We start from the raw sequence: 26,557 nt of genomic DNA, 5'->3' as shown, positions 1-26,557 counted from the left end.
CGTCAGGGCACGAGCTGGTATCCGGCCTCCTCGACGGCCTGCCGGACGGCGTCGTCGGTCACGCCGTCGCCGCTGACGTCGAGCCGGCCGCTGTCCAGGTCGACCTCCACCCCGGTCACGCCGGGGATCTCGCCGACCTCCTCCTTGACCGAGCTCACGCAGTGGCCGCAGGTCATGCCCTGCACGGTGTAGGTCTTCAGGCTCATGTCACCCTCCGGAAAAGGATCGCGCGTAGGGGGAAAGGGGGTCAGGCGGTCCTGCCGACGACCTCGCGGATCGACGTGTGGCCGTGCCGCCGCAGCCGGCGGGCCAGGGCCCGGTTGATCCGCGACGGCCACAGGGGGCCCTCGTAGATGAGTCCGGTGTAGCCCTGCACGAGGGTGGCGCCGGCGAGCAGCCGCTCCCAGACGTCGTCGACGTCCTCCACGCCGCCGACGGAGACGAGCGTGAGGCGGTCGCCGGCCTTGCGGTGCAGCCGGCGCAGGACCTCCAGGGAGCGGGCCTTCAGCGGGCGGCCCGACAGTCCGCCGGCCTCCGTGCTGGCGACGCCCTCGCGGCTGATCGTGGTGTTCGTGGCGATGATCCCGGCCAGACCGAGGTCGGCCGCCAGCTCGGCCACCGCGTCGACGTCCTCGTCCGCCAGGTCGGGGGCGATCTTCACCAGGAGCGGCGTGCGGCCCGCGGCCTCCTTCACGGCGGCGAGGAGCGGGCGCAGCCGGTCCACGGCCTGCAGGTCGCGCAGCCCCGGCGTGTTGGGCGAGCTGACGTTGACCACGAGGTAGTCGGCGAGGGGCGCGAGCAGCCGGGCGCTCGTGACGTAGTCGTCCACCGCCTCGGACTCGGGGACGACCTTGGTCTTGCCGATGTTCACACCGACCACGGCCGGGACGCCCCGGGGACGGCGCAGCCGCCGGGCGGCCTCCGCCGCCCCCGCGTTGTTGAAGCCCATCCGGTTGATGACCGCCCGGCTCTCGGGCAGCCGGAACAGCCGGGGGCGGGGATTGCCGGGCTGGGCGTGGGCCGTGATCGTGCCCACCTCGACGTGCCCGAAGCCGAAGGCCGCCAGCGGGGCGACGCACCGGGCGTCCTTGTCGAACCCGGCCGCCAGCCCGAACGGCCCGGGGAAGTGCACGCCGAACGCGGTGACCCGCAGCGACTCCTCACGCGGGGCGAGCAGCCGGTGCAGCCGCCGCGTCACGAACGGGAGCAACCCGAGCAGGCGGAGCGCCCTGATCGTGAGATGGTGCACGGCCTCCGCGTCGAAGCGGCTCAGGACCTGCGTGAACACGATTCGATACATCGAGGGAAGACTATCGCCTGCCTCAGTCGCGGCCGGGCCTGACCTCCCGGCCCGCCGCGGTGGGTGCCGGCGTGGGGACCGGCCTGGGAACCGGCCTGGGGACAGCGGTGGGTGCCGGCGTGGGGGTCGCGGCGTCCCCGCCGCGCAGGAGCAGCGTCCGGTCCAGCTCCAGCAGCCGGAGCAGCCGCAGCACAGGCTGGGAGGGGCGGGCGAACGTGGCCGTCCCGCCCCACTCCCGCACCCGGGCGTCGGCCCACAGCAGCGACCGCGCCCCCGCGCAGTCCAGGAAGCCGACCTCCGCGAGGTCCACCCGTACGTGGCCGGGCGGGTGCACGGCCAGCGTCCGGGTCAGGAACGCGCGGAACTCCGGCACCTCGGCCATGTCGAGGTCGCCGCTGAGGGCCACCGTCAGCGCCGGCTCAGCCGACGTGATCTGGATCCGCAACACTTTTCGGGCCCTGCTCTCCCAGCAGCTCGGCCGCGAGGTCGGAGACCTTCCGCCTGCTGTCCCTGGCCTGCTTGCGCAGCCCGGTGAACGCCTGGGAGGCGGTGAGGTCGTGCTTGCCCATCAGGTAGCCGATGGCGCGTTCGATGACGATCCGGTAGTCCAGCGCGTACTGCAGCTGGTCGGCGAGCACGGCCTTCTCGTCCGCCTCGATGGCGGCCACGAGGACCTGCTCGATCACATGCGCGTACGCGTGGAGGGCCTGGGTGTCGGACTCCTGCCACTCGTGCGGGCTGTCCTGGTAGACGTTCAGGGTGCCCACGGGCACCCCGCCGAGCCGGATGGGGACCCCGGCCACCCCGCGCACCTCCGGGTGCAGCAGGTCCTTCAGGGCCGGCCAGCGGACGTCGTCCCGGACGTCCACGGTCGTCACGGCGGTGTCGCCGGCGTAGGCGGCGACGCACGGCCCCTGCCCGGTGGCCGCCTGGGCGTGCTCGAGGCTGCGCCCGCGCTCGTCCGTCGCGAAGAGGAAGCGGAGCGTGCGGTCCTCCTCGGCGAACATCAGGCCGGCCCCGGAGTATCCGAAGAGCCGGTCGACGACCTGGACGATCCGCTCGAGGTGGTGCACGATCCCGGTCGCCGACCTGTCCTTCTGCAGACGGCGCAGGCTGGCGACAAGCGCATCAGGATCGATATGGGTCATTCCGTATCCTCTCGTGAACCTCACCTCTGCACCGCTGTGGCAGCGGAGAGATGCCGATTCGACCAATGTCACTGCCCGGAGAAGGGCGCGTCAGTCCTGCTCTCCGCGAGGACCTGGAGCACGATGACGAGCAGTTCGCCCAGGTGGGAGCCGGCCTCCGCCTCGGCGGGCCCCCAGGCGTGGCCCACCCTGGCGTAGAAGTCGAGTACGCCGATCAGCTCCGCGCCCTCGATGAGCGGCACCGACAGCACCGCGTGGACGGGCGCCGCGTAGGCGGCGAGATGCGGGTATCCGATCGGACTCGCGGCATGCAGGTCGCGGATGGCGACGAGGTCGCAGCGCGAGGCGCTGTCGATCGCCGGGCCCTCGCCGACGGACTCCTGGGCCGACTCCAGCAGGAGGCCGTCGTCGTCCGTGGCCCCGACCGCACGCAGCCGGTCCTCCTCGTCGAGCAGCATGAGAGCGGCACCGTCGACCCCGAACAGGTCGGCCATGCCGATGAGCACGCTTTCAAGAACTGACGACGCATCCATGTCATCGCCTGCCGTCTCCAAATGACGAAGCGGCCGCGGACACAGGGCGGATTGCCGATAAGCCTAGTGGGCTTCACGCCGATCCTGCCAGGCGGTCCGACCCGATCCTTCAGGCTACCCCGTGGCCGATACGCGGCGGCCCTCCCCTACGGCCTGGGTGACCGTACGGGAGGGCGGCGGCGCCTTTCATGGGGTGTTCGTGATGGCTGCGCAGACGACGGCCGCCCTGGAGCGCGTGGCTCCAGGGCGGCCGGTGCGGTGCGGACGGCGCCGCGTCAGTGCTTGGCCTTCTTGCCCTCCGGCGTGACGGCGTGCCACTCGCCGCCGAAGTCCTTGACGTCCTGGCCGGTCACGTCGCCGGCCTTCTGGTCCTTGGCGTAGTAGTACAGCGGGTGCTTGTTGTAGGTCACCTGCGTCATGCCGTCGGCGCGCTTGACGGTGCCGAGCAGGTTCGCCCGGACCCCCGTCCCGCCCTGCGGCGCGCCGTTCGTGAGCACGGGCGGCCAGGCCGCGGCGCACGCGCCGTTGCAGGTGGGCTGGCCGTTCTTGTCCGCGGTGAAGAGGTAGACGGTGCGGCCCTCGACGCCGACGAGCACCGTGCCGAGCGACGTGCTCGCCGTGTCGATCCTCGCGGGGCCGGTCGGCGTCTGCTGGACGGCCGAGGTCGGCGACGCCGAGTAGCCGGGGCTGGCCGAACCCGAGGGGTACTCGGACGCCGAGGTCTCCGGCGACGTCTCGTTCGCGGCGGCGGGGTTGGCGGCGTCCTCGTTCGCGGCGCCGCCGCAGCCGGACGCCAGCAGGCCGATCGCGATCGCGCCGGCGTACAGCAGTTTCCTCATCTTCGGCTCCAGGGAAGTAGGCGAGTGGCTCCCAGGAGACACGCGGTGAGCGTGGCCCCGCCCGGCGGACACGAAGATCCGGGACAGGCCTTTGCCGTCTCGTGGGAGTGGGTTGGCGTGCCGCCGCGGCCCCGCCCGTGACGTCGTTCCCCGGCCGCCCAGCGAAGCGGATAGAAAGTCAAATTTCGGGAAAATGGGGTAAAAGTCATACGGTGACTGGCTGTGGCCGACACGGAAAGCGATCACGAGGTCCTGCCCCGCCGCCCGGCGGGGGCGGTGCGATGCTGAGCCTCTGACGCCTGCCGTGAGGGCCCCCGACCTGCCGGGGAGGCGTTCTCCGCGCGAAGCCCCCCTTCGCCTGGTCGTGCGACAGACAAGGAGCACCAGGATGGCCGAGCGTACGTCTCCACGATCGTCATGCGGCGGCGCGCGTCACGCGGCGGCACCGGCTCCCGTTCCGGAGAGGAGACGGTGGTGACCACGCCCGCGCAGGGACCCGGACCGCAGAGACCGGGAACGGAACCCACACCGCTGACCCCGCCCGACCCCACCGGGCTGGAGGCGTGGATCCGGCAGGTCCTGGGCCTCGCCGGCCCCCGGGCGTCCGCGTTCACGCCGCCGCTCCCGGGGGGCGACCCCGGCACGCCGCCGGGCGAGGACCTGCCGGGCGGGGACGTCCGCGAATGACCGGCGCCCGGCCCGGGGTCAGCGGGCCGCGGCGACCGCCTGCGTGATCGAGCGGACGTTCGCGGGCACCGGGACGTCCTCCACGAGCACGGTCGGCGTGCCGCTGACCCCCCGTTCCATCGCCTTGTCCGTGACGTACGCCGCCCAGTCGAGGTACGTGCGGTCGCGCACGCACCCGGCGAACGGCGGATCGAGCCCGACGAGGTCGCCGATCCCGATCAGCTCGTCGTCCGTGAGGCCCGGCCCGCCCTCCGGCGGCTGGTTCGCGAACAGCGCCTCGGCGTACTCCACGAACAGACCGCCGTCGGCGGCGCACCCGGACGCCGCGGACGCGCGGGAGGAGTAGTGGTCGGCCGAGAGCTGGTCGAGGAACGCCATCGGGTGGTAGACGATGCTGACGAGCCCGTCGTCCACCAGCCTGTGCAGCGTCGGGCCGGCCGTCTCCTCGAACTGGCGGCAGAACGGGCACAGGAAGTCGACGTAGACGTCGATCACCACCGTGCCCGTCCCCACGACGATGCCGTCTCCGCTGGCCGGCGCACCGGCGGGGATGTGGCGCGGTGTGGAGACCCTGCCTGCGTGCGTGGTCATGTCGCCCCCCTTGGTCGGCGCTTTCCTACCCTGGACTCGGACATTCCGGGATTAAGGAAGCGTCATTTCTCGGGCAACGCCGCTTTGTCCGCTTTACCCCCGCCGCTTCGCCGCCACGCCTCAGCCCTGCGGGGTCACCTGGCCCTCCAGGCGTTCGAGGCTCTCGTCGAGCGCGCTCTCGACGGCCTCGGCCGGGGGCACGTGGGCCTCGTCGAAGAACGAGAGGTGGACGGTGACGTCGCTGGCGTCGTCGCCGATCCCGGCGACCTGGAGCCAGCCGGCGTAGCGGTCGACGTCCCGCGTCCCCCACTCCATCCTGAGCTGGTCGCGCTCCGAGCGCAGCAGGGCCCGGGCGTCCTCGCCGGTGGCGTCCTCGTGCACGGTGACCGCGGGCGGCTCCTCTGCCCGGACGTGCAGGTCGCGCGGCAGCCACAGGTCGAGCCTGTCCACGTCGCACGCGGTGTCGAAGACCTGGCCGGCCGCGACCGGCATCCTGCGCGAACGCTCGAACTCGCTCATGTCCGTCACTCCTCCCTCGCTGGGCGTACCGGGTCCCTACCCCTGCCGCGAGGGTCAACCCCCGGGGAGCCGCCCCCGCCCGCGCCCGACGCGGCGCCGGAGCGTAGGGTCCGGGCATGAGCGATCACTACGACGTCGTGGTCCTCGGCGCCGGCATCGGCGGATACGTCGCCGCAATCCGGGCGGCCCAGCTCGGGCTCAGCGCGGCGGTCGTCGAGGAACGCTACTGGGGCGGGGTCTGCCTCAACGTGGGGTGCATCCCCTCCAAGGCGCTGCTGCGCAACGCCGAGATCGTCCACCTCCTGTCCCACGAGGCGGCGACGTACGGCATCCAGGTCGACGGGCGGGTCACCTTCGACTACGGCGAGGCCTTCCGGCGCAGCCGCAAGGTCGCGGACGGCCGGGTCAAGGGCGTCCACTACCTCATGAGGAAGAACGGCATCACCGAGTACAACGGCCGGGGCACGTTCACCGACGCCCACACCATCCGCGTCGAGGGCGCGGACGGCTCGTCGAGCACGGTGACGTTCGACCACTGCGTCGTCGCCACCGGCGCCACGACCCGGCTGCTGCCCGGCACGTCGGTCAGCGAGCGGGTAGTGACCTACGAGGAGCAGATCCTCAGCGACAAGCTGCCCGAGAGCGTCGTCATCGCGGGCGCGGGCGCCATCGGCGTCGAGTTCGCGTACGTGCTGAGCAGCTACGGCGTGCGGGTGACGATCGTCGAGTACCTCGACCGCATGGTCCCGCTGGAGGACGAGGAGGTGTCGGCCGAGCTGGCGCGGCGCTACCGGCGGCTCGGCGTCGAGGTGCTGACCTCGACCCGGGTGGACGAGATCGACGACTCCGGCGAGCAGGTCCGGGTGACGGTGTCCGGCGACGGGGGGACCCGGACGCTGGAGGCGGACAAGGTGCTCCAGGCCGTCGGGTTCCGCCCTCGGGTCGAGGGCTACGGGCTGGAGACCACCGGCGTGCGGCTGACCGATCGAGGCGCGATCGACGTGGACGGCCGGTGCCGCACGAGCGTCCCGCACATCTTCGCGGTGGGGGACGTGACGGCCAAGCTCATGCTCGCGCACGCCGCGGAGGCGATGGGCGTGGTGGCCGCCGAGACCATCGGGGGCGCCGAGACGATGGAAATCGACTACGTCATGGTCCCCCGGGCCACCTACTGCCAGCCGCAGATCGCGAGCTTCGGGTTCACCGAGGCGCAGGCGCGCGAGCGCGGCTTCGACGTGAAGGTGGCGAAGTTCCCGTTCACGGCGAACGGCAAGGCCCACGGGCTCGGCGACGCGAACGGGTTCGTCAAGGTCCTCAGCGACGCGGCGTACGGCGAGCTGCTGGGCGCGCACATGATCGGCCCCGACGTGACCGAGCTGCTGCCGGAGCTGACGCTCGCGCAGCAGTGGGACCTGACCGTGCACGAGGTGGCGCGCAACGTCCACGCGCACCCCACGCTCGGCGAGGCGGTCAAGGAGGCGATCCACGGCCTGGCGGGCCACATGATCAACCTCTGAGCGCCGGGTCCCGCGCCGTCCCGTCAGCGGCCTGACCGGCGCCGTCAGCGGACGGTGGTCGTGCGGTCAGCGCCCGCGCCGAACCTGTGGTCGTCGCGGCCGCACGGGGCGGCGCGGGACCGCACGAGGAGCGCGAACCATGAGGAGCACCACCGTCCTGATCTCCGGCGCGAGCATCGCCGGCCCGTCCCTGGCCTACTGGCTGCGCCGGTACGGCTTCACCCCCACAGTCGTCGAGCGGGCCCCGGCCCTGCGGGAGGGCGGCCAGGCCGTCGACTTCCGCGGCCACGTCCACATGGCCCTCCTGAGGAAGATGGGCCTGCTGGACGACGTCAAGCGGATGCGCACCCGGCCCGGCAGGTGGGACATCGTCGACTCCGAGGGCCGTCCGATCGTGAGCCTCCCCCCGGAGTTCGCCGGCGGCGAGGTGGAGATCCTCAGAGGGGACCTGGTCCGCCTGCTGTACGACCGGACCAAGGACGACGCGGAGTACGTCTTCGGCGACTCGATCGCCGCCATGACCGAGACGCCGGACGGGGTCGAGGTCGCCTTCGACAGCGGCGCAGTCCGGACCTTCGACCTGGTGGTGGGGGCGGACGGGCTCCACTCAGGCGTCCGCCGGCTCGCCTTCGGCCCGGAGTCGCGGTTCGTCCGCCCCTCCGGCTACCACGTGGCGCTGTTCAACGCGCCCGACCACCTCGGGCTGGGCCAGGGGACCCTGCTGTACAACGAGCCCGGCCGGGCGCTCGGCGTCACCGCCGTCCCGGGCGGCGCGCTCAACGTGATGGCCGTCTTCCACGCGGAGGGCCTCGGGTACGACCGTCAGGACGTCTCCGGGCAGCGGAGGATCGTGGCGGACGCGTACGCCGGGGCCGGCTGGGAGGTCCCGCGGCTGCTGGAGCACCTGCCCACGGCCCCCGACTTCTACTTCGACACCATCGGTCTGGTCCGGATGGACCGCTTCACCCAGGGCCGGGTGGCGCTGATCGGGGACGCCGGCTACGGCGCCACCTTCGGCGGCATGGGCGCGGGCATGGCGCTGGTGTCGTCCCACGTCCTCGCGGGCGAGCTGGCGGCCGCCGGGGGCGACCACCGGACCGGGTTCGCCGAGTACGAGAACCTGATCCGCGGGTTCGCGAAGGCGTGCCAGCGGATCGGGGCCAACTCGGGCCCCTTCCTCGCCCCGCCCACCCGGGCGAGGATCCGGCGCCGCAACCGCCTCTACCGGGTGATGACGTCACGGCTGCTCGCGGGCGTCCTCGACCGGCTCACCACGAAGGCGGCCACCTCGATCACGCTCCGGGAGTACCCGGGGTGACCCGCCTGGGGAGGGAGGCGACGACGTCCATGACCGGATCGTCGTCTCCCGCCGTCCTCGGGTCGGCGAAGAAGACCGTCCGGACCGAGACCCCCTGGGGCGTCTCCCCGTGCTCGGCGGCCCACCGCTCCAGCGCCTGGAGCGCGCGCAGCGACCCCGCCTGGCCCGTCTGGGCCTTCGTGAGGCGCACGTACGCCTCGCGGTGGGCGGGCTCGGCACGCAGGGCCAGGTCCTGGAAGCGCGCCGCGACCCCCTCGGCCTCCGAGTCGGGGACCGGGCGGCAGAACTCCACCGGCCCGTCGCCGTCCTCGTCCACCTGCCCGTAGTAGATGAGGAACGGCGCCCCCTCGATCCCGGGCAGCCCCGGCACCGAGCCGTCGCCGAGCCGCAGCACCAGCCCGGTGGTGAACGCCTCGAGCTGCTCGGCCATGAGATGGCGCTGGATGCTCAGCAGCATCCGCGCGGGCATGTCGCGTACGGCGACCTCGGCCATGGCGGTGTCCTTTCCCGACAGATGGTCGACGAGGAGGACGGCGAGGCCCCGCCGGTCCGCCGTCTCGGCCTCGACCTCCGCCCAGTAGGCCGCGACGTCGGCGGCGGCCGCCTCGGGATCCAGGTCGCAGACCGCCCTGATCCGGGCCAGCGGCATCCCGAGCCTGCGCAGCCAGGCGACCAGGCGGGCCCGTTCGAGCTGCGCCGGGTCGTAGAAGCGGTAGCCCGAATCCGGATCGGTCCTGGCCGGGCGGAGCAGGCCCAGCTCGTCGTACAGGCGAAGGGCCTTGGGCGACAGCCGCGAGGCCCGCGCGAACGCCCCGATCGTCAGCAGCCCCACGCCGTCCTCCCTCGTCCCGGGCACCTCGCCCGGTCGCCTCGATGCTGCAGCCTCCCCCAGGGACAAGGTCAACACCACCCCGCCTGGACGGGCGACTATACGTGTGTATAGCATCCTTCACGCACGGATAGTTTGCTGTATCGGCGTACAGGACAGGTGACAGTGACGACGGAGCGGGACCCGGAAGACCTCACCGCACGCGCCCGGATCAGGGACGCGGCCCTGTTCCACTTCGGGGAGCACGGATTCGAGCGGGCGACGATCCGGGGGATCGCCGAGACCGCGGGTGTGTCCCCCGGGCTGGTCCGCCACCACTTCGGTTCGAAGCAGGGGCTGCGCGAGGCGTGCGACGAGTACCTGGTCGCGCTGGTCCACCGGTTCAACGATCGGGTGCGGGCCGACACCAGCCACACGGACATGAGCTACATCCAGCAGTCACGGGCGGCCCTGCGGCCGTACCAGCGCTACATGGCCCGCGCCCTGTCCGAGGGGGCGGCAGCCTCCCTCTTCGACGAGGTCGTGAACCTGACCGAGGAGTGGCTCGCCGATCTGAAGCGCCCCGATCCGCCCGTCGTCCCTCTCAGGGTCCGGGCCACGATCGCGACCGCCATGGCGATGGCCGTCCCGATCCTGTACGAGCACGTGTCCCGGGGGCTGGGCGTCGACATGTTCAGCCCCGAGGGCGACCTCCTGCTGTCGCGGGCGCTGCTCGACATCTACTCCCATCCCCTCATCAGCCCGGAGGAGGCGGCCGTGCTGCTCGACGCGCTCGACAGGACGGCGCACCGGGCCACCCCCGCCGGGCGCGAGGCCGCACCCGGCCCAGACGAGGAGCTCCACGATGAATGACGCCATCTCGGCGACCGGGCTCGTCAAGACATTCGGCCCGACACGGGCCCTGGACGGGCTCGACCTGGCCGTGCGCACCGGCGAGGTGCACGGCTTCCTCGGGCCGAACGGCGCGGGAAAGAGCACCACGATCCGGGTCCTGCTCGGCATGCTGCGCGCCGACGCCGGGACGGTCCGGCTGCTCGGCGGCGACCCCTGGGCCCAGGCGACCGAGCTGCACCGCCGGCTGGCGTACGTGCCGGGCGACGTGACGCTGTGGCCCAACCTGTCGGGCGGCGAGGTGATCGACCTGCTCGGCCGCATGCGCGGCGGGCTGGACAAGCGGCGCCGCGACGACCTGCTGAAGCGCTTCGACCTCGACCCCCGCAAGAAGGGCCGGGCCTACTCCAAGGGCAACCGGCAGAAGGTGGCCCTGGTGGCCGCCCTCGCCTCCGACGTCGAACTGCTGCTGCTCGACGAGCCCACCTCCGGCCTCGACCCGCTGATGGAGGAGGCGTTCCGCGACGTCGTCCGCGAGGAGCGGCGCCGCGGCGACCGGACCGTGCTGCTGTCCAGCCACATCCTCTCCGAGGTCGAGGAGCTGTGCGACAGGGTCACGATCATCAGGGACGGCCGCGCCGTCGAGACGGGCAGCCTCGCCGACCTGCGGCACCTGACCCGCACCTCCATCCAGGCCGAGCTGGCCGGCCCGGTGGACGGGCTCGCCGGCCTGCCCGGGGTCCACGACCTGCGCGCCGACGGCGCCACCGTGCGGTTCGACGTCGACTCCGCCGCGCTGGACCCGGCGCTGCGGCACCTCACCGCCGTCGGCGTGCGCAGCCTGGTGAGCCGGCCGCCCACGCTCGAGGAGCTGTTCCTGCGCCACTACGACCGCGGCCCGGCCGACGGCGAGGCGGCGACGGCGGAGGCCGCCCGATGACCGCACTGACGGGCACGCGCGGGCTGGCCCGCCTCATCCTGCGGCGGGACCGGGTGCTGCTGCCGCTGTGGATCGTCTTCCTCGGGATCATCCCGGTCTCCTACGTCGCCTCCATCAACGAGCTGTTCCCCACGGCCGCCCTGCGCGCCGGGTACGCCTCCGCCAGCGCGCGCAACGCGGGCTTCGTCGTGCTCTACGGCCCCCTGGACGGATCGAGCATCGGGGAGCTGGTGGCCTGGCGGGCCGGGTTCGTCCCCGTGGTCATCGGCCTGATCAGCATCCTCACCGTCATCCGGCACACGAGGACCGAGGAGGAGACGGGCCGCCGCGAGCTTCTCGGCTCGACCGTGGTCGGCCGGCACGCGGGCCTGGCGGCGGCGCTGATCGTCACCTTCTGCGCGGACCTGCTCCTCGGCGTCGTGCTGGCCGGCGGCATGATCGGTCAGGGCCTGCCCGCGGGCGGCTCCTGGGCGTTCGGGCTGGAGTTCGCGCTGATCGGGTGGGTGTTCGCCGCCGTCGGGGCCGTCGCGGCGCAGCTCAGCGGCGGGGCGGGCGGGGCGCGGGGCATCGCGATCGGCGTGCTCGGCGCGGCCTACCTGCTCCGGGTCGTGGGCGACGTCAGCGGCCTGTCCTCCGGCCCCGTCTCGTGGCTGTCGTGGCTGTCGCCCATCGGGTGGGTGCACCGCATCCGGCCGTACGGGGACGAGCAGGCGTGGCCGGCCGTCCTGGCCGTGGCGTTGACGGCGGTGCTCGCCGCGGCGGCTGTCGCGCTGTCGGCCCGTCGCGACCTGGGCGCCGGTGTGCTGCCGCCCCGGCTCGGCCCGGCCGACGGCGCGCCCGCGCTGCGCTCGCCGCTCGCGCTGGCGTGGCGGCTGCACCGGAGCCTGCTGGCGGCGTGGGTCGCGACGTTCGTCGCGCTCGGCGCCGTGCTGGGCTACCTGGCCGACGGCGTCGGCGACATCGTGGACGCCAGCCCGGAGATGAAGCAGGTCCTCGGACGCATGGGCGGCGCGAACGGCCTGATCGACAGCTACCTCGCGGGGATCGTGGGCCTGCTCGGGATGGTCGCGGGCGGGTACGCCGTCCAGGCCGCGCTGCGCATGCGCGCGGAGGAGAGCGCCGGCCGGGCCGAGCCGGTGCTCTCCACGGCCGTCAGCCGGGTCCGCTGGGCGGGCAGCCACATCGTCTTCTCGCTGCTGGGCCCGGCGGCGGCCCTGGTCGCGGGCGGTCTGGCCATGGGCCTCGCCCACGGCCTCAACACCGGGGACGCCGGGCGTCAGGTGCCCCGCGTGCTGGCGGGGGCCCTCGTGCAGCTTCCCGCGGTGTGGGTGCTGGCCGCGGTCACGATCGCGCTGGCCGGCGCGCTGCCCCGGCTCGCCGCCGCCGGGTGGGGCGCCCTCGCGATCTGCCTGCTGGCGGGGCTGGTCGGGACCGCCGTGGGGCTCGACCAGCGACTGCTCGACGTCTCGCCGTTCACCCATCTGCCGCACGTGCCGGGGAGCCCGGTGAGCGCCGTCCCGCTGCTGTGGCTGACGGCCGTCGCCGTCGCCCTGGGCGTGGCCGGGCTCGCCGCCCTCCGCCGCCGGGACGTCCCGGTCGTGTGACACCCGCCGCCCGCGGAGCCGGAGACGGACATCGGCTCCGGCTCCGCGGGCGGTCCGGGAGGCCGCGGGCGGTCCAGGACATCGCGAGGGTCCGGGGCATCGCGGGGGCCGGGACGTCGCGGCGGTCCGGGGGCTCACGCCCTCCCGCTGAGATGCAGCAGGTACTCCGCCCGGTTGAGCGGGTTGCGGTCGGTGCGCGGCCGGGCGGGGGGCTCGCCCCGCACCGGCTCGTAGTGGTCGAAGGCCGCCTCCAGGACGCCCTCCCCGCTCGTCAGCGACCCCAGTCGCAGCCGCAGCTCGTGCACCCCGCCGGCCGGGATGTGCCCGTCCAGCGCGTACGTCCGGCCCCGGGTCTCCGGCGTCCCCGGCACGGCTCCCAGCCTGGCGAGCACGGCCCCGATCGGCCCGGCGGCGTCCGCGGGGGCCTCCAGACGGAAGCGGTGGACAGGCCCGCACACGGTGGTGCCCGCCCGGCGCAGCGCGCTCATCAGCACCAGCGGCGCGAGCAGGCGGACGTCCCTGGCCGTGGTCAGCGGCGAGACGTAGCCGCACCGCGTGACCGTGACCGCGCAGTCGACGACCTCCCAGCCGTGCAGGCCCTGGCGCAGGGTCTCCCGCACGACCTCGCCGAGCGCCTCCTGGAAGGCCTCGACCGTCTTGTACACGTACAGCGGGATCGCGCCGATCTTGACGTCCAGCCCGAGGCGGACGCCCGAGCCGGGGGGCGCGGGCTCGACGCGCAGGCCCAGGGTGGCCATGAAGGGGTTGTCCGGCTCGCCCAAAGTCTCGGCGGCCTCGCCCGTGCCCGCCGGCCGCTCCACGCAGATCGTCGAGGTCTCCCGGAACTCGGCCTCGACGCCGAAGTCGGCCAGCAGCGTCTCCTGGATCACCTCCTTCTGCACCTCGCCGTACAGGGAGAGGAACATCTCCTGCCGGACGTCGTCCTGGCGGAGGTCGATGAGCGGGTCCTGCTCGGCGAGCCGGGTGAGCGCGAGGTGCAGCGCCGCCTTGTCCTCCGGACGACGGGGCACGACGGCCGTCTCCAGGCTCGGCGGCGAGAAGCGGTGCGCCGGGCCGCCGTCGCGCGGGACGCCCACCGGGTCGCCGATCCGGACGCCGGCCAGCCCCCACAGCCTGCCGATCCGCCCGGCCGGGAGCGCGGAGCGCTCGACGGCCGACCCGTTGTCGAAGACCTGGAGGGCGGTGACCTTCCACTCGTCCCCGCCCACCCGCAGCCGGTCGCGGGCCCGCACGGTCCCCGAGAAGAGGCGGACGTAGGCGATCTTCTCCCCGGCCGGGCCGCGCTCGACCTTGAAGACGGTCCCGGAGACAGGCCCGTCCGCGTCGCCCCCGTAGGCGGGCAGCAGCTCCGTCAGCCCGTCGACCAGGGCGTCCACGCCGGCTCCCGTGATCGCCGACCCCGCGTACAGCGGATGCGTCAGCGCCCGCGCGGTCTGCGCCGCGAGCGCCTCGCGGAGGACGCCGTACGGCAGGGCCCCGCCCTCGACGTACGCCGCGAGGATGCCGTCGTCGTGCCGGGCCAGCAGGTCGGCCAGCGCGGCGGCGAATCCCTCGTCGTCCTCGCCGTACGGCGCGCAGGCGGCCCGGGGCGTGCCGAGGCCGCGGACCGCGCCCATCGCGACCACGGACGGCGTGAGGTGCTCGCGCACGGCGGCGACCACGCGGTCCACGTCGGCGCCGCGGCGGTCGACCTTGTTGACGAACACGAGCGTCGGGATGCGCAGCCGCCGGAGGGCGCGCATGAGCACGCGCGTCTGGGCCTGCACGGCCTCGACGGCGGACACCACGAGCACCGCGCCGTCGAGGACGCCGAGCACCCGCTCCACCTCGGCGATGAAGTCCGGGTGGCCGGGTGTGTCGATCAGGTTGACCACGACGTCGCCGACGTCGAACGACACCACGGCGGACTTGATGGTGATGCCGCGCCGGCGTTCGAGCGCGAGGGTGTCGGTCTGCGTGCTGCCCTCGTCGACGCTGCCGATCTCGCCGATCACGCCGGCCGCGTACAGCAGCCGCTCGGTCAGGCTGGTCTTACCGGCGTCTACATGGGCCAAGATCCCCAAATTGAGATATTTCACGAAGCGTCATGTCCTTGGCATGGGCGGATGGGTGGCGGGTGGACATGAACGCCTGGCGCATCTGGGGATCTCCTTCCTCGGTGACCGTCCCCGGCAGTAGAACAGACAGCCGCGGACGCGGACAACCCATTTGCCGGTCGAACGGAGGCCGTGTCGACGGCCCCGGCCGCCCGTGGGAGCCTGGATCACCGCGGACGAAGGGACGGGCATGACCGGGATCAGACACGACTTCCTGGACACGGCGCGCGCGGCCACGGCCCTGCTGCGGGAGCCGGCGGTCGCCGCGGCGTGGGACCGCCCGAGCGCGCTCCCCGAGTTCTCCGTGGGCGGCCTGGCCGGTCATCTGGCCTACCAGGTGCTCGCCCTCCCGGAGATCCTGGCCACCCCGGTCCCCGAGGAGCCGATCGTGGGCCTCCTCGACCACTACGCCCGGGCGGCCTGGGTCGGCGCCGCCCTCGACGCCGACATCAACGTGGCCATCCGCCGGGGCGGCGACCGGGAGGCGGCCGGCGGCGCGGCGGCCCTGGCCAAGCGGACCGAGTCCGCGATCGGGGAGCTGACCGCCCTGCTGGCGGCGGCGGAGAACCGGCCCGTGCGCATCGGCTTCTGGGGGCCGTGGTCGCTGACGCTCGACGACATGCTGGTCACGCGGATGATGGAGCTCGCGGTCCACGCGGACGACCTGGCGGTCAGCGTGGGCGTCCCGGCGCCGCCGCTTCCGGAGCGCGCGGTCGAACGGGTCGTGGACCTGCTGTCCCGGCTGGCTGTGCGCCGTCACGGCCCCACCGCCGTGCTGCGGGCCCTCAGCCGCGCCGAGCGCTCCCCCGCCACCATCGCCGCCTTCTGACGGGGGTCGTCCCGGTCGTCCCGGTCAGTTCGCGATGCGGTGCGTCCGCCAGAACGCCGAGAGGTAGGCGGGCGACACCGCCTGCGCGTGGGACGTGAACACGGCGGTCGTCGCGACGCCGTCCCAGGTCGCCCTCGCGTACGTGCGCAGCAGCGTGCGCATCGTCTCCGCGCCGAGCGCGCGGCGCAGATCGTGGAGGGCGCACGAGCCGTAGCCGGCGACGACCGTGGCGTACCGGCCGGGGTGCGCCTCCCAGTACGCCATCGAGTTCGTCACCTTCTCATCCCGCGACGCCCAGGCCGTCCGCCGTCCGCAGCCGGCGCCGGTCCGCCCGAGGTACAGGTCGGCCGCGTACGCGCTGAACGCCTCGTCGAGCCACGGGCTGCCGTACCCGTCGCTGCCCACGACGCCGTACCACCACTGGCGGGCCAGCGACCGGGCCAGCGGGAGAGTCTCCGGCCGGCCGAACACGACGCCCGGATACGCCGTCCCGGCCTCGCCCAGGCGGCCGTCGAGCACCACGTCGACCTCGCCGTACGGGTAGGCCCCGAACTGCGCGTACGTGTCCATGGCGCGGGCGGCGACGGAGGTCAGGGCGGCGGCGCGGCCGGCGGCGACCCCGGCCGTCCGATAGACGTTCACCACCGTGCCCGCGCCGGTGACGCCGCTCGTACGGACGAACGGCCCGGCGGCCCAGGCGAAGTCGCGGACGCCGGAGGCCGTGACCGTCGTGACCGTGCGGCCGGGCGCCCCCGGCGCGTCGGACGCCGTCCCGGTCGCGGGGACGAGCAGCGCGGACGGGTGGTCCAGCGTGACGGAGAAGTCCCCGGCGACCGTGTAGGCGTGCGGGCCGAGGCGTGTGGGCGGCTCGCGGTGCCATCCGGCACCGTCCCGCACCGCCAGGACGGGCAGGGCGCCGCCGAGGTAGCGGTAGGGACCCGAACGGCCGAACCGGCCGGCGCCCGGCGGCACCCGGATCGTCACGTCGAAGCCGACGACCGCGCTCTGGCCCCTCCTCAGCCGGGTGGCCAGCGCGACGCGCAGCGACGTGCAGCCGACGGTGAGCGGCCCGGCCCGGCCGCCCGTCACGTGAGTCACCGTGACCGGGGCGGACCGGCAGGAGCCGCGCGCGTTGCCCCACAGGCGCAGGTTGACGTCGCCGAGCGGGTCCACCGACGGGTTGGCGAACGCGACGCTGATGTGGCCGGTCCACACGGTCCCCGTCGCGTCGCCGGTCAGGCGGACCGTGTACGACGGGTTCCGCGGGGTGCGGATGCCGTCCGCCAGGGCCGCGGGCGCGACGGCGAGCGGGACGGGCAGGACGACGGCCGCCACCAGGAGGAGGCCGGCGAGACGACGCCAGGTCATCCGGTCATTGTGGGCGGCCCAGGTGAACGGGGGGCGAACGCCTGCGGCCGATAGAGCGCGGCCAGCGCGGCCGCGGTTCCTGCCAGCCGGCGCCGCAGCTCGGCGGGCTCCAGTACCTCGACCTCGGCCCCGAGCTTGAGGAACTCGGTCTCGGCGTGTATCAGCGACTCGATCGGCACGGTGGCGCGGATCCAGCCCTGCGCGTCCGGACCCTCGGCCGTCTTCTCGACGGCGGCGACGACGGCCGAGCTCAGCACGTCGGCGGCCCGCTCCCGCCCGGCCGGCGAGAGCCGGATGACGGCGTGGCCCTGGAACAGCCGCGACCGGAAGCCCTCCAGATGCTCGCGCCAGTGCCCGGCCAGGTCGAAGCCCTCGGGCCGGTCGAACGTCTCGTCCGTCACCCGCAGCCGCAGGATCTGGTTGACGCGGTAGGTCCGCAGGGCGCCGTCGCAGCGGGCCACGAGGTACCACTTGCCGCCCTTCAGGACCAGCCCGTACGGCTCCAGCCGGCGCTCGACCTCGGACGGCGCGGCCCACCGGCGGTAGAGCACCTCGATGACCCGGGTGTTCCACACGGCGTCCGCGACCTCCGGGAGGTGGGGCGCCCGGTCGCCGTCGTGGTACCAGCCCGGCGCATCGAGCAGGAAGTGCTCCCTGACCCGCCGGGCCCCCTCCCGCAGCGCCGGCGGCAGCGCGGCCTCGATCTTCAGCTCGGCCGCCGCCGCGAGCGCGCCGAGCCCGAGCTCGGCGGCCGGTCCCGGCAGCGCGGCCAGGGACAGCGCCTCGGCCTCCCGCGGCGTCAGGCCGGTCAGCCGGGTGCGGAAGCCGTCCATCAGCCGGTATCCGCCGCGGTGCCCCGCCTCGCCGTACAGCGGGATCCCGGCGGAGTGCAGCGCCTCGACGTCCCGGTAGACGGTGCGCACGCTGACCTCCAGCTCTTCGGCGAGCTGGCGGGCCGTCAGGACGCCCCGCGACTGGAGCAGCAGCAGGATGGACAGAAGCCGGGACGCGCGCACATCCACTGACGATACGTGTCAGTGGAGGGGCCGTACGGTCCCGGGCATGGCGTTCATCGAGAAGATCATGCGGCCGCTCGACCCGATCGGGGTCGAGGGCCGCCCGTACAAGCGGTACCACGTGGACCGGCCCGAGCAGCCGATCGAGCCGGAGGTGGAGAAGGCGGCGTACGCGTTCCTGCCGCGGCTCGTGCCCCCGCCGGCGGCCGACTCGCCGGCGGGCTGGATCGTCCTCCACAGGGGCGGGGACACCGGAGCGTACCTGCTGGTCTACACCTGGGCCTGGGACAACGTGGTCGAGGTGCACACGGCCGCCGCGGGCCAGCCCGCCATCGGCTGCCCGGACGAGGACCCGGCCAACTTCGTGCCGGAGACCCGGCGCTGGGCGGGCTGCGTGTGGGAGCTCCCGTCGCTCGAGTACGAGCGGTCGGCCTGGGTGCGGCACATGTTCGTGCCCGACAGCCCGGACCTCGACGGCTACCTGGCCGACGCCCGGCCGGAAGGTCCGGTGGGCCGGTGAACGACTTCGACTTCCTCGTCGGGACCTGGGACATCGCCAACCGGAGACTGCTCAAGCGGGGTGTCGGAAGCGACGAGTGGGACGAGTTCCCCGGCCGCAGCGTCGCCCACCGCTTCTTCGACGGCGCGGGCAGCTTCGACACGCTCACGCTGCCCACCAAGGACTTCGACGGCGCGACGATCCGGACGTACGACGCCGAGCGGGACGAGTGGTCCATCTACTGGATCAACAGCAGGCGCGGCCTCGACCCGGTCCCGGTCGTCGGCCGCTTCGTCGACGGGGTCGGCACCTTCTACGCCGACGACACCGACGAGGGCCGGCCGATCCGCGTCAGGTTCACCTGGTCCGGGATCTCGAAGGACTCGTGTCACTGGGAGCAGGCCTTCTCCTACGACGGCGGCCATACGTGGGAGACCAACTGGATCATGGACTCCACCCGCGTCCCGTGACCGGTCACCGGGCGCGGGGGCCAGGGGCAGCCGTACGGTGAAGGCCGCGCCGCCGCCCTCGCGCCCGGTCACGGTCACCCGCCCGCCGTGGAGCACGGCGATGTCCCGGACGATGGCCAGGCCCAGGCCCGAACCGCCCGCGTCCCTCGCCCGCGCCCCGTCCAGCCGGGTGAAGCGGTCGAAGACGGCCTCCCGGTGCTCGGGCGGGATCCCGGGTCCGTCGTCCCGCACCTCCAGCACCGCGTCCCGGCCCTCCGCGCGTACCCGCACCTCCACGGCCGACGCCGCGTGCCGTACGGCGTTGTCCACGAGATTCGTGACCAGGCGGGCCAGGTGAGAGCGGGAGCCGGCGACCACCACGTCGGGGTCGGCCGCGAGCCGGACCCGCGCTCCCGCCCTCGGCCGCAGCGACTCCTCCGCCGCCACCTGCCCCAGGTCCACCTCGCCGGTCCGGGGAGGCTCGCCCGCGTCCAGGGCCGCCAGCAGGAGCAGGTCGGCGGCGAGGGCCTGCAGCCGGTCCAGATCGGCCAGCGCCTCCCGGGCCGTCTCGCCCGGCGGCGCCAGCTCCAGCCGCGTCCGCAGGGTCGCGATGGGGCTGCGCAGCTCGTGGGCGGCGTCGGCGACGAACCGCTTGTGCTGCCCGACCGCCTTCTCCAGCCGGTCGAGGGTGGCGTTGACGGTGCGGGCGAGGGCCGCGACCTCGTCCCGCGCGGCCGGGACGGGCACCCGCCGGTGCAGGTCCCGCGCCGTGATGTCGGCGAGCCGGGCCCGGATGCCCGACACCGGGACCAGGGCGCGGCCCACGAGGAACCAGGTCATCGCGGCGACCAGCAGCAGCAGGACCGGGATCCCGAAGACCAGCAGCCGGTTCAGCACGGTGAGCGCCTCGCGGGCGGGCTGGAGGGAGCTGCGCGCGAGGACCGTCATCGGCCCGGCCTGGGTGCGGACCGTGGTGGCGGCCATCGTGTACGCGTCCGTCGTCCAGTCGGCGGACGGCGGCTGGGCGACGGAGCCGATCCGCACGTCGGGGTCGGCCACCGCCCCCGGACCGAGCCCGGTTCCCGTGCCGACGCCCGCCTTCGGGCCGGCTCCCGGCTCCGTGCGGGTGCCCGGTGCCGTGCCGGTGCCCGGTTGCGTGCGGATGCCCGGCTCCGGGCCGGTCGCGACGGTCGGCGCGGACGTCGCCGCCTGCGCCGACGGCCACACAGGTTGCGCCGGCGTCCCGGCGACGGACAGAAGGCCGGCCACCGCGTCCGCCCGGCGCACGGCCTGCTCGGCGGCGCTGTTCTCCAGGTTCGCCCGCAGCACCGTGGTCAGTGTGACGGCGGCCGCGGCCAGGGCGACCGCGACGATGAACGTGGCCGCGACGGTGGCGCGCAGCCGCACGGACCATCGCACAGACCATCGCACAGACCACGGCGCCGCCCGCCACGCCGGCCACTTCACCGCCCACCGCGCGGACCCCGATCCGGGCATCACCGGCTCCCGTCGAGCCGGTAGCCCGCGCCCCGGACCGTCACGATCGAGGAGCGGCCGAAGGGGGCGTCCACCTTGCGGCGCAACGCGCTGATGTAGACCTCGACGATGCTCGGGTCGCCGTCGTACGCGAAGTCCCACGCCTGCTCCAGCAGCTCGGCCTTCGAGACCACCTCGCCCGCCCGCCGGGCGAGGCCGTGCAGGACGGCGAACTCCTTCGGCGTGAGCGCGATGTCCGTCCCCGCCCGGCGGCAGCGCATCCCGGCGGGGTCCACCACCAGGTCGCCGACCCTCAGCGAGACCGGACGCTCCCGGCCGCCCCGCCGGACGAGGGCGCGCAGCCGGGCCAGCAGGACGACGTACGAGAAGGGCTTGGACAGGAAGTCGTCGGCGCCGGTGTCCAGCGCCTCGGCCTCGTCGTACTCGCCGTCCTTCGCGGTCAGCACCATGATGGGCGTCCAGTTCCCGGCGTCGCGCAGGCGGCGGCAGACCGCGTACCCGTTGAGCCGCGGCAGCATGACGTCGAGCACGATCGCGTCGTACGCGTTCTCCTCGGCCATCCACAGGCCCTCGGTCCCGTCGTGGGCGACGTCCACGGCGAAGCCCTCGTCCGCCAGTCCGCTCTTCACCAGGGCGGCCAGCCGCCGCTCGTCCTCCACCAGCAGCACACGCATGCCGTCCACGATGACAGGGGGGACCTGAAGCCCGGCTTAAGGTCCTTCAGGCGTCTTCAGCCTGGCTTCAGGGTCGGCCCGCCACCGTCGTCTCCGTCCTGACGACTTCTCAAGGAGACGACGATGATCAGCAAGCGTATGCGCGCGGTGCTTTCGGCGGCGGTGCTGGGGACCGCCCTCGCCGGCACGCTCACCGCATCCGCCCGCGCGGACGAGGGGACGCCGGGTCCCGCGTGTCCCCGGGCGGTGAAGGTGGTGGAGAGGGACGGGAAGCTCCTGGTCGACGACGGGACCGGGCTCCGCGAGATCAAGGAGGGTGAGCGGGTCCGCGCCGTCCCGGCCGTACCGGCCGGGAAGGGCGTCGCGAGCGCGGAGAACGGACGGCCGGGCGACGAAGGGCCGTCCGGAGCCGACGCCGCGCCGGTCGTTCCGCTGGAGAAGGGGACGTCCGAGGACGGCGACGGACCCACGGCGCGCGCGGGGGCGGCGCCCGGGACGCCCGGCGGCGACGGGTTCACGGCCCGCACAGGGGCGGCGTCGGGCACAGCCGACGGGCCCGCGGAACGCGCGGGGTCGGCGTCGGGCACGTTCACGGCCCGCACGGAGGCGGGGCCCGGGACGGCCGACGGCGGTGTGGCCACCGCCCCCGACGGGGGCACGGCTCCCCGCCACACGGTCGCGGCCTCGGCCGTCCCCGGCACACCCGGCACCATCGTCACGACCTGCGCCGTCACCCCTCGGGCCGAGTCATCGCAAGCGACGCCCTGAGGCGCACGTGACATGAGCCCGCGCGTGCGGCCGGATCTCCCCCCTGGCCGGTCGCACGCGTCTGCGCTACCGTCGGCCCGGCCGATCGGGACGGAGGCGAGGACACGCGATGAGGCGGACGTTCGCGGGAGTGGCAGCGGTTCTCGCCGCGTCCGGGCCGGTCGTCACGAGGTCCTTCAGACTGGGCCCGGCCGACATGTACGGCATGATCTGCTGGGGACGGGAGGACCAGGCGTTCTTCCTGCCGCGGCCCATCACGTGGGAGCTGGTCTCGTGGGCCGACCTCCTGCTCCCCGCGGTCCTGGCCGGGCTCCTGCTGCGCCCCTCCCGGTGGACGGCGGCCCTCGGAACCGTCGCGCTGTGCGGGGTGCTCGCGCTGCGGATCCTGGTGACGGTGCGCGCGCCCGGCGCCGGCCCGCTCACGGGCGGGCTCACACCCGCCGGCCCGTTCACGGACGGGCTTCCCCCCGCCGGTCCGCTGTGGACGGCGGCTCTGTGCTCCGCCACGGCGACGGCCCTGCTGTGGACGGCGGCGCGACGGCCGCCCCGTTCCCTGCCGTGGCCGGAACTCGCCCTCTGGGCGGCCGCGGTCGTGGCCGCGGCGTGGACGGCCGTCCGGATCTCCCTCATCCCGGGCGATGAGAGCGTCTCCTCGTTCGGCTGGTCCGCGTCCGGGGACCCTGTGACGCTCTGGAACTACCCCGTGCTCTGGTCCTGCAAGGCGGACGCGGACGGTCTGCCGGTCGTGCTCGTCGCCCTCGCCGCCACGGCGAGCGCGGTCCTGACGGACGGGACGCGCCGCCGGATCGCGCTCGCCGCCGCGGCGCTTCTCGGGGTCGCCGCCGTCGAGGGGTTCGTCCCGGTCGCCCTCCTGGCCGACGGCGAACGGCTCAGAGAGGCGGCCCAGGTGGAGGCCGCGATGCTGATCCGGTGGAACCTGGCCGTCGCGGCGGTCCTCGTCGCCGCCGCGACCCTCTGGAGACGGAATCCCGCCCCAGGAGGTGTCGGAACGGCCTGAGGGGCATGTCCGTCCTGACTGAGGGCGACAACCTCGCCGTACGCCGACGGGAGGACGAGACGATGACCGACACCGGCCGGGCCGACCACATCGGCGCGTTGCTGCGCCACTTCGCCGACCTGCGGGACCACCGGCACGGGGCCGCGGAGTCGCGGGCGGACAAGGAACGGCTCTTCTCCGAGGCCGTCGCGCTGCTCGACCCCTATGCGAGGAGGGTGCTGTCCGAGATGAACACGGACCTGCTCCTCGGCAGCGGGGAGGTCGAGGCCACCGGGGTGCGCAGGTCCCCGGACGGCGGCGTGGCGGCCCTGTGGACGCTCTCGTGGCCGGAGCAGCGCTCGGCGGGCGTCGAGCCGATCGTGCTCAACGCCTTCTACGGCGCGGGCTTCCACCACCCGCACCTGCGCGGCGCCACCGTGGGCGACTGGCCGCTGAACGTCTTCACCGACGAGCAGGCCGCCGCCGAACTGCCCACGCTGCGCGCCATCGCCGCCGCCGACCTGCACAACCTGGTCTTCCAGAAGGACTACCGGATCGTCCCCGCCACCATCCGGGGTTAGGAGTTCGTGTCTGGCGGGATCTGGTACACACGTTCCCATGAGCTCCCCGCGCCTGGGCGTCGTCCCGTCCGTGTTCGCCGTCCAGCACCTCCCGCACGCGACGTTCCCCGACGACGACGACTGGATCGCCCTGGTACGCGCCCCCGAGGGGCTCACCGTCGTCCGCGAGACCTGGCCGACCGGCTCGGGCGAGCGGTGGATCGGCCTGTACGGCGGAGGGACCGGCCACCGTCTCGACGCCCCCGGCATGCCGGCCGCGATCCTCCAGCCCCTGGCCGAGGCGCGGATCCCCGTCTTCGTGGCCTCGACGTTCCACGCCGACCTGGTCCTCGTGCCGGAGCCGATGATCAGGGACGCGGTGGCCGTCCTGGAGGAGGCCGGGCACCCGGTGGACACCGCGCACCTGCGCCCGGCCGACGCGTAGCCGCCGAGGGCGTCGCCGGCACGGCATCGCTCGCGACGAACCGGTCGAGCGAGCCTGGAATCTCGGCCGGGCTGACGGGAGACGCGGGCGGCCGGCCCGTTGGTACAGTTCCGCCATGCGGCACGGCCCCCCGAGCGGAGTCCTCGATGCCTGAGGACGCGGAGCTCGCCGAGTCGGTCCGCACCGGGGACGAGGCCGTGTTCACCGGGCTCGTCGAGCGTCACCGGCCCGAGCTGCGGCTGCACTGCTACCGGATGCTCGGCTCGTACCAGGACGCAGAAGACCTCGTCCAGGAGACGTTCCTGCGCGCATGGCGGGCCAGGGAGGGTTTCGAGGGCCGGGCCACGGTCCGCACCTGGCTGTATCGCATCGCCACGAACGCCTGCCTCAACGTGCTCGCCCGGCGCCCGCGACGGGTCCTGCCGTACGACGTGGCCCCCGCCGCCGCCGACCCCGACGGGCCGCTTCCCGCCGCCAGCGGGCACGCGTGGCTCGAACCGTACCCCGACCACCTGCTCGACGGGGTGACGTCCGGGGACGACCCGGCCACCGAGGTCGTGGCCCGGGAGACGGTCGAGCTGGCGTTCCTCGCCGCCGTCCAGCACCTGCCGCCGCGGCAGCGGGCCGTCCTGATCCTCCGCGACGTCCTCGGCTGGCCCGCCGGCGAGACGGCCGCGGCGCTCGACGTCAGCGTCCCCACGGTCAAGAGCGCGCTGCAGCGCGCCCGGGCCACCATGCGGGCCCGCCTGCCCCGACGGCGGAGCGAGTGGACGGCGGACGGCGGGCTGACCGAGGAGGAGCGGACGCTCCTGCGCCGCTACCTGTCCGCCCAGGAATCCGGTGACGAGAAGGCGCTGATCGAGGTGCTTCACGAGGACCTGCGCACGGCGTTCCCCCCGCTGCCGCTGTGGGCGGACTCCCGTGCGGTGTTCCTGGAGGCGAGCCGCAAGCACGCCGCCGCGGGCGAGTACCGCTTCGTGCCGACCTCGGCCAACCGGCAGCCGGCCGCCGCGATCTACCTGCGCCGTCCGGGCGACACGGCGTTCCGGCCGCTCGTCGTGGAGGTCCTGCGGGTCGAGGACGGGGCCGTCGTCGAGATCGTCGACTTCGCCGACCCGGCGGTGTTCGCCGCGTTCGACCTCCCGCCGACGCTCTGACCCGCTGTCGCGGGGGACACCGATTCCTTTCGCCGGCCTGGCCGTCCGTACTCCTGACGACACCAACAGAGAGGACACGGACATGACGCACAGACACCCCGCGCTCGCCCGGCTCGACGCGCTCGTCGGACGATGGACGGTGGCGCCGAAGGTCGACGGCGTCGGCACCGCCTGGGTCGACTTCTCCTGGCAGGACGACGGCCTGTTCCTGCGACAGGAGTCCGACGCCGACCCGATGCCGCCCACCACGCCCCAGATATGGCGGGACAACGCGCCGTTCCCGAACACCGCCCTGATCGGACTCGACGACGCGGGCGAGGAATTCAGCATGCTGTACGCCGACGCCCGGAGCGTGCACCGCGTCTACCGGATGCGGTTCGACGACGGCCTCTGGACGATCTGGCGGGAGGCGCCCGGGTTCAACCAGCGCTTCACCGGCACGCTGAGCGCGGACGGCGACAGGGTGGACGCCCGCTGGGAGATGTCGCGGGACGGCACGACCTGGGCGCTCGACTTCGAGCTGACCTACTTCCGGAGGGATTGACGGCCAACGGCTCGGGCGCGACCACCGTGGCGGCGTCTCAGGGTGTGCGTCGCACGCCCTGAGACGGGGCACGGGTTGGGCCGTTCGGGGAACGCGGATGGCGGAAACCCGAGCTGAAATTTTCAGCTACGGCACGTCGGCGAATGCGACGCATCCCAGTAAGGACGGACCGGGCGGCGAGCGGCGGCCGGAGGCGCCGGGTCCCTGATTGACGAGACCCGGAGACGTCCTATTTGCTCCGCCGCAGCACCACAACTTCATCGTCACGGAGAGGGAACGGCGCGACCGCATGAATGTTAGCGCTATCAGCGCCGCCGTCGAGCGTCGGGGCGGGCTCGCCCGCCGGCCGTCGACGGTGCGGCCGGCCGGCTGAGAGACGCCGCGGTCGGCGCCCTGTTGTTAACGCTAACAACCTCGCCTCTCTCCGTGGATCCACCCCCGGGAGTTACTCATGAAGATCCCTCGCGCACGGCTCTGGCTCGCCGCCGGGGTCGCCGCCCTGGTCGGCGCCGTGGGCGCGCTGACCACGACCGCCGCCCACGCCGCCGCCGGATGCCGGGTCGACTACACCGTCACCAGCCAGTGGCCGGGCGGGTTCGGGGCGAACGTGAACGTGACCAACCTCGGCGACCCGATCAACGGGTGGCGGCTGACCTGGTCGTTCCCCGCCGGACAGACGATCACGCAGTTGTGGAACGGCTCGGTGACCCAGTCGGGGGCCCAGGTCACGGTCACCAACGCCTCCTACAACGGGACGCTGGCCACCGGGACGAGCACGGCCTTCGGCTTCAACGGCACCTACAACGGCAGCAACCCGGCGCCGACCGCGTTCGCCCTGAACGGCACGGCCTGCACCGGCGGGGTGACCGGGTCGCCGAGCCCCTCCCCGAGCCCCTCGCCCAGCCAGTCGCCGACCCGGTTCCCCTCGCCGTCGCCGTCCCCCTCTCCGTCCCCTTCTCCGTCGCCGTCCGGGCAGAGCCT

29 protein-coding genes are annotated in these 26,557 nt (G+C 73.9%); 15 read left to right on the top strand and 14 right to left on the bottom strand.

Annotated elements, in window-relative coordinates:
- Positions 1 to 2 precede the first annotated feature (2 nt).
- The 6 genes from Mco01_RS33430 to Mco01_RS33405 form a co-directional block, all read right to left on the bottom strand.
- Positions 3 to 206, bottom strand: a complete 204-nt coding sequence (locus Mco01_RS33430; protein WP_036324122.1) for a heavy-metal-associated domain-containing protein — start codon at positions 204 to 206, stop codon at positions 3 to 5.
- Between the two features lie 41 nt (positions 207 to 247).
- Positions 248 to 1,300 carry a quinone-dependent dihydroorotate dehydrogenase gene (locus Mco01_RS33425; RefSeq protein ID WP_204060821.1) on the bottom strand — a complete coding sequence of 351 codons (1,053 nt, stop codon included), beginning with the start codon at positions 1,298 to 1,300 and terminating at the stop codon, positions 248 to 250.
- A 22-nt stretch (positions 1,301 to 1,322) separates the two neighbouring features.
- A complete protein-coding gene (locus Mco01_RS33420) occupies positions 1,323 to 1,748 on the bottom strand; it encodes an STAS domain-containing protein (protein WP_204060820.1) in 426 nt (141 codons plus the stop codon).
- On the bottom strand, positions 1,720 to 2,448 hold the full coding sequence (locus Mco01_RS33415) for a GAF and ANTAR domain-containing protein (RefSeq protein WP_051458109.1): 729 nt from the start codon (positions 2,446 to 2,448) through the stop codon (positions 1,720 to 1,722). Before Mco01_RS33415 ends, Mco01_RS33420 begins: the two co-directional genes overlap by 29 nt.
- 68 nt (positions 2,449 to 2,516) lie before the next feature.
- Complete coding sequence (locus Mco01_RS33410) at positions 2,517 to 2,981, bottom strand: GAF domain-containing protein (RefSeq protein ID WP_204060819.1); 465 nt, start codon at positions 2,979 to 2,981, stop codon at positions 2,517 to 2,519.
- 275 nt (positions 2,982 to 3,256) lie between these two features.
- Positions 3,257 to 3,820, bottom strand: a complete 564-nt coding sequence (locus tag Mco01_RS33405) for a COG4315 family predicted lipoprotein (protein ID WP_204060818.1) — start codon at positions 3,818 to 3,820, stop codon at positions 3,257 to 3,259.
- A gap of 474 nt (positions 3,821 to 4,294) precedes the next feature.
- On the opposite strand from Mco01_RS33405, the gene Mco01_RS33400 reads away from it, so the two are divergent.
- Entirely contained in the window at positions 4,295 to 4,507 is a 213-nt protein-coding gene (locus Mco01_RS33400) for a hypothetical protein (protein ID WP_204060817.1), read from the top strand.
- Between the two features lie 18 nt (positions 4,508 to 4,525).
- Here Mco01_RS33400 and Mco01_RS33395 read toward each other — a convergent pair whose 3' ends face one another.
- Together Mco01_RS33395 and Mco01_RS33390 are read right to left on the bottom strand one after the other, a co-directional pair.
- Positions 4,526 to 5,098, bottom strand: coding sequence for a DsbA family protein (locus tag Mco01_RS33395; protein WP_204060816.1), 573 nt, complete (start codon positions 5,096 to 5,098; stop codon positions 4,526 to 4,528).
- Positions 5,099 to 5,218: 120 nt separating this feature from the next.
- Positions 5,219 to 5,617: an SRPBCC family protein gene (locus Mco01_RS33390; RefSeq protein ID WP_204060815.1), complete on the bottom strand. Its 399-nt coding sequence runs from the start codon at positions 5,615 to 5,617 to the stop codon at positions 5,219 to 5,221.
- Between the two features lie 116 nt (positions 5,618 to 5,733).
- Between Mco01_RS33390 and lpdA the strand changes: the two genes are divergently transcribed.
- The gene (lpdA, locus tag Mco01_RS33385; RefSeq protein WP_036324139.1) at positions 5,734 to 7,134 is read left to right on the top strand and encodes a dihydrolipoyl dehydrogenase; all 1,401 of its coding nucleotides are present in this window, start codon (positions 5,734 to 5,736) and stop codon (positions 7,132 to 7,134) included.
- Positions 7,135 to 7,273: 139 nt separating this feature from the next.
- Positions 7,274 to 8,452 carry an FAD-dependent monooxygenase gene (locus Mco01_RS33380; RefSeq protein WP_204060814.1) on the top strand — a complete coding sequence of 393 codons (1,179 nt, stop codon included), beginning with the start codon at positions 7,274 to 7,276 and terminating at the stop codon, positions 8,450 to 8,452.
- On the opposite strand, the gene Mco01_RS33375 is transcribed toward Mco01_RS33380, so the two are convergent.
- A complete protein-coding gene (locus tag Mco01_RS33375) occupies positions 8,427 to 9,284 on the bottom strand; it encodes a MerR family transcriptional regulator (protein WP_204060813.1) in 858 nt (285 codons plus the stop codon). The genes Mco01_RS33380 and Mco01_RS33375 overlap by 26 nt on opposite strands.
- Before the next feature lie 156 nt (positions 9,285 to 9,440).
- On the opposite strand from Mco01_RS33375, the gene Mco01_RS39940 reads away from it, so the two are divergent.
- The 3 genes from Mco01_RS39940 to Mco01_RS33360 are packed head-to-tail and all read left to right on the top strand — an operon-like array spanning position 9,441 to position 12,656.
- A complete protein-coding gene (locus Mco01_RS39940) occupies positions 9,441 to 10,133 on the top strand; it encodes a TetR/AcrR family transcriptional regulator (protein WP_275410649.1) in 693 nt (230 codons plus the stop codon).
- Positions 10,126 to 11,052: an ABC transporter ATP-binding protein gene (locus Mco01_RS33365; protein WP_204060812.1), complete on the top strand. Its 927-nt coding sequence runs from the start codon at positions 10,126 to 10,128 to the stop codon at positions 11,050 to 11,052. The genes Mco01_RS39940 and Mco01_RS33365 overlap by 8 nt, the downstream gene beginning before the upstream one ends.
- On the top strand, positions 11,049 to 12,656 hold the full coding sequence (locus tag Mco01_RS33360; RefSeq protein WP_204060811.1) for an ABC transporter permease: 1,608 nt from the start codon (positions 11,049 to 11,051) through the stop codon (positions 12,654 to 12,656). Before Mco01_RS33365 ends, Mco01_RS33360 begins: the two co-directional genes overlap by 4 nt.
- 134 nt (positions 12,657 to 12,790) lie before the next feature.
- Here Mco01_RS33360 and Mco01_RS33355 read toward each other — a convergent pair whose 3' ends face one another.
- A complete protein-coding gene (locus Mco01_RS33355; RefSeq protein ID WP_204060810.1) occupies positions 12,791 to 14,755 on the bottom strand; it encodes an elongation factor G in 1,965 nt (654 codons plus the stop codon).
- Positions 14,756 to 14,963: 208 nt separating this feature from the next.
- On the opposite strand from Mco01_RS33355, the gene Mco01_RS33350 reads away from it, so the two are divergent.
- Complete coding sequence (locus tag Mco01_RS33350; protein WP_204060809.1) at positions 14,964 to 15,602, top strand: maleylpyruvate isomerase N-terminal domain-containing protein; 639 nt, start codon at positions 14,964 to 14,966, stop codon at positions 15,600 to 15,602.
- 24 nt (positions 15,603 to 15,626) lie between these two features.
- Here Mco01_RS33350 and Mco01_RS33345 read toward each other — a convergent pair whose 3' ends face one another.
- Entirely contained in the window at positions 15,627 to 16,970 is a 1,344-nt protein-coding gene (locus tag Mco01_RS33345; RefSeq protein ID WP_204060808.1) for a M1 family metallopeptidase, read from the bottom strand.
- Positions 16,967 to 17,986, bottom strand: coding sequence for a helix-turn-helix transcriptional regulator (locus tag Mco01_RS33340; RefSeq protein ID WP_204060807.1), 1,020 nt, complete (start codon positions 17,984 to 17,986; stop codon positions 16,967 to 16,969). Before Mco01_RS33340 ends, Mco01_RS33345 begins: the two co-directional genes overlap by 4 nt.
- Positions 17,987 to 18,032: 46 nt before the next feature.
- On the opposite strand from Mco01_RS33340, the gene Mco01_RS33335 reads away from it, so the two are divergent.
- Positions 18,033 to 18,506, top strand: a complete 474-nt coding sequence (locus tag Mco01_RS33335) for a hypothetical protein (RefSeq protein ID WP_204060806.1) — start codon at positions 18,033 to 18,035, stop codon at positions 18,504 to 18,506.
- Here Mco01_RS33335 and Mco01_RS33330 read toward each other — a convergent pair.
- Positions 18,464 to 20,353 (bottom strand): sensor histidine kinase, encoded by a 1,890-nt coding sequence (locus tag Mco01_RS33330; protein WP_239104103.1) that lies wholly within the window; start codon positions 20,351 to 20,353, stop codon positions 18,464 to 18,466. The genes Mco01_RS33335 and Mco01_RS33330 overlap by 43 nt on opposite strands.
- Positions 20,354 to 20,430: 77 nt before the next feature.
- A complete protein-coding gene (locus Mco01_RS33325) occupies positions 20,431 to 21,105 on the bottom strand; it encodes a response regulator transcription factor (RefSeq protein WP_204060805.1) in 675 nt (224 codons plus the stop codon).
- 123 nt (positions 21,106 to 21,228) lie between these two features.
- On the opposite strand from Mco01_RS33325, the gene Mco01_RS33320 reads away from it, so the two are divergent.
- The 7 genes from Mco01_RS33320 to Mco01_RS33290 form a co-directional block, all read left to right on the top strand.
- On the top strand, positions 21,229 to 21,873 hold the full coding sequence (locus Mco01_RS33320; protein ID WP_204060804.1) for a hypothetical protein: 645 nt from the start codon (positions 21,229 to 21,231) through the stop codon (positions 21,871 to 21,873).
- A 109-nt stretch (positions 21,874 to 21,982) separates the two neighbouring features.
- Positions 21,983 to 22,891 carry a hypothetical protein gene (locus Mco01_RS33315; RefSeq protein WP_204060803.1) on the top strand — a complete coding sequence of 303 codons (909 nt, stop codon included), beginning with the start codon at positions 21,983 to 21,985 and terminating at the stop codon, positions 22,889 to 22,891.
- Positions 22,892 to 22,896: 5 nt separating this feature from the next.
- Entirely contained in the window at positions 22,897 to 23,451 is a 555-nt protein-coding gene (locus tag Mco01_RS33310) for a hypothetical protein (protein WP_239104102.1), read from the top strand.
- A gap of 37 nt (positions 23,452 to 23,488) precedes the next feature.
- The gene (locus Mco01_RS33305) at positions 23,489 to 23,875 is read left to right on the top strand and encodes an ACT domain-containing protein (RefSeq protein ID WP_204060802.1); all 387 of its coding nucleotides are present in this window, start codon (positions 23,489 to 23,491) and stop codon (positions 23,873 to 23,875) included.
- Positions 23,876 to 24,021: 146 nt separating this feature from the next.
- Entirely contained in the window at positions 24,022 to 25,032 is a 1,011-nt protein-coding gene (locus Mco01_RS33300; protein WP_204060801.1) for a sigma-70 family RNA polymerase sigma factor, read from the top strand.
- Between the two features lie 82 nt (positions 25,033 to 25,114).
- Positions 25,115 to 25,576 (top strand): hypothetical protein, encoded by a 462-nt coding sequence (locus Mco01_RS33295; RefSeq protein ID WP_204060800.1) that lies wholly within the window; start codon positions 25,115 to 25,117, stop codon positions 25,574 to 25,576.
- Between the two features lie 451 nt (positions 25,577 to 26,027).
- Positions 26,028 to 26,557: cellulose-binding domain-containing protein (locus Mco01_RS33290; RefSeq protein WP_204060799.1), on the top strand; the 530-nt coding region annotated here is incomplete at its 3' end.

It is taken from the genome of Microbispora corallina (assembly GCF_016863035.1).
Classification (GTDB): Bacteria; Actinomycetota; Actinomycetes; order Streptosporangiales; family Streptosporangiaceae; genus Microbispora; species Microbispora corallina.
This window is presented reverse-complemented; position numbering and strand designations above follow the sequence as displayed.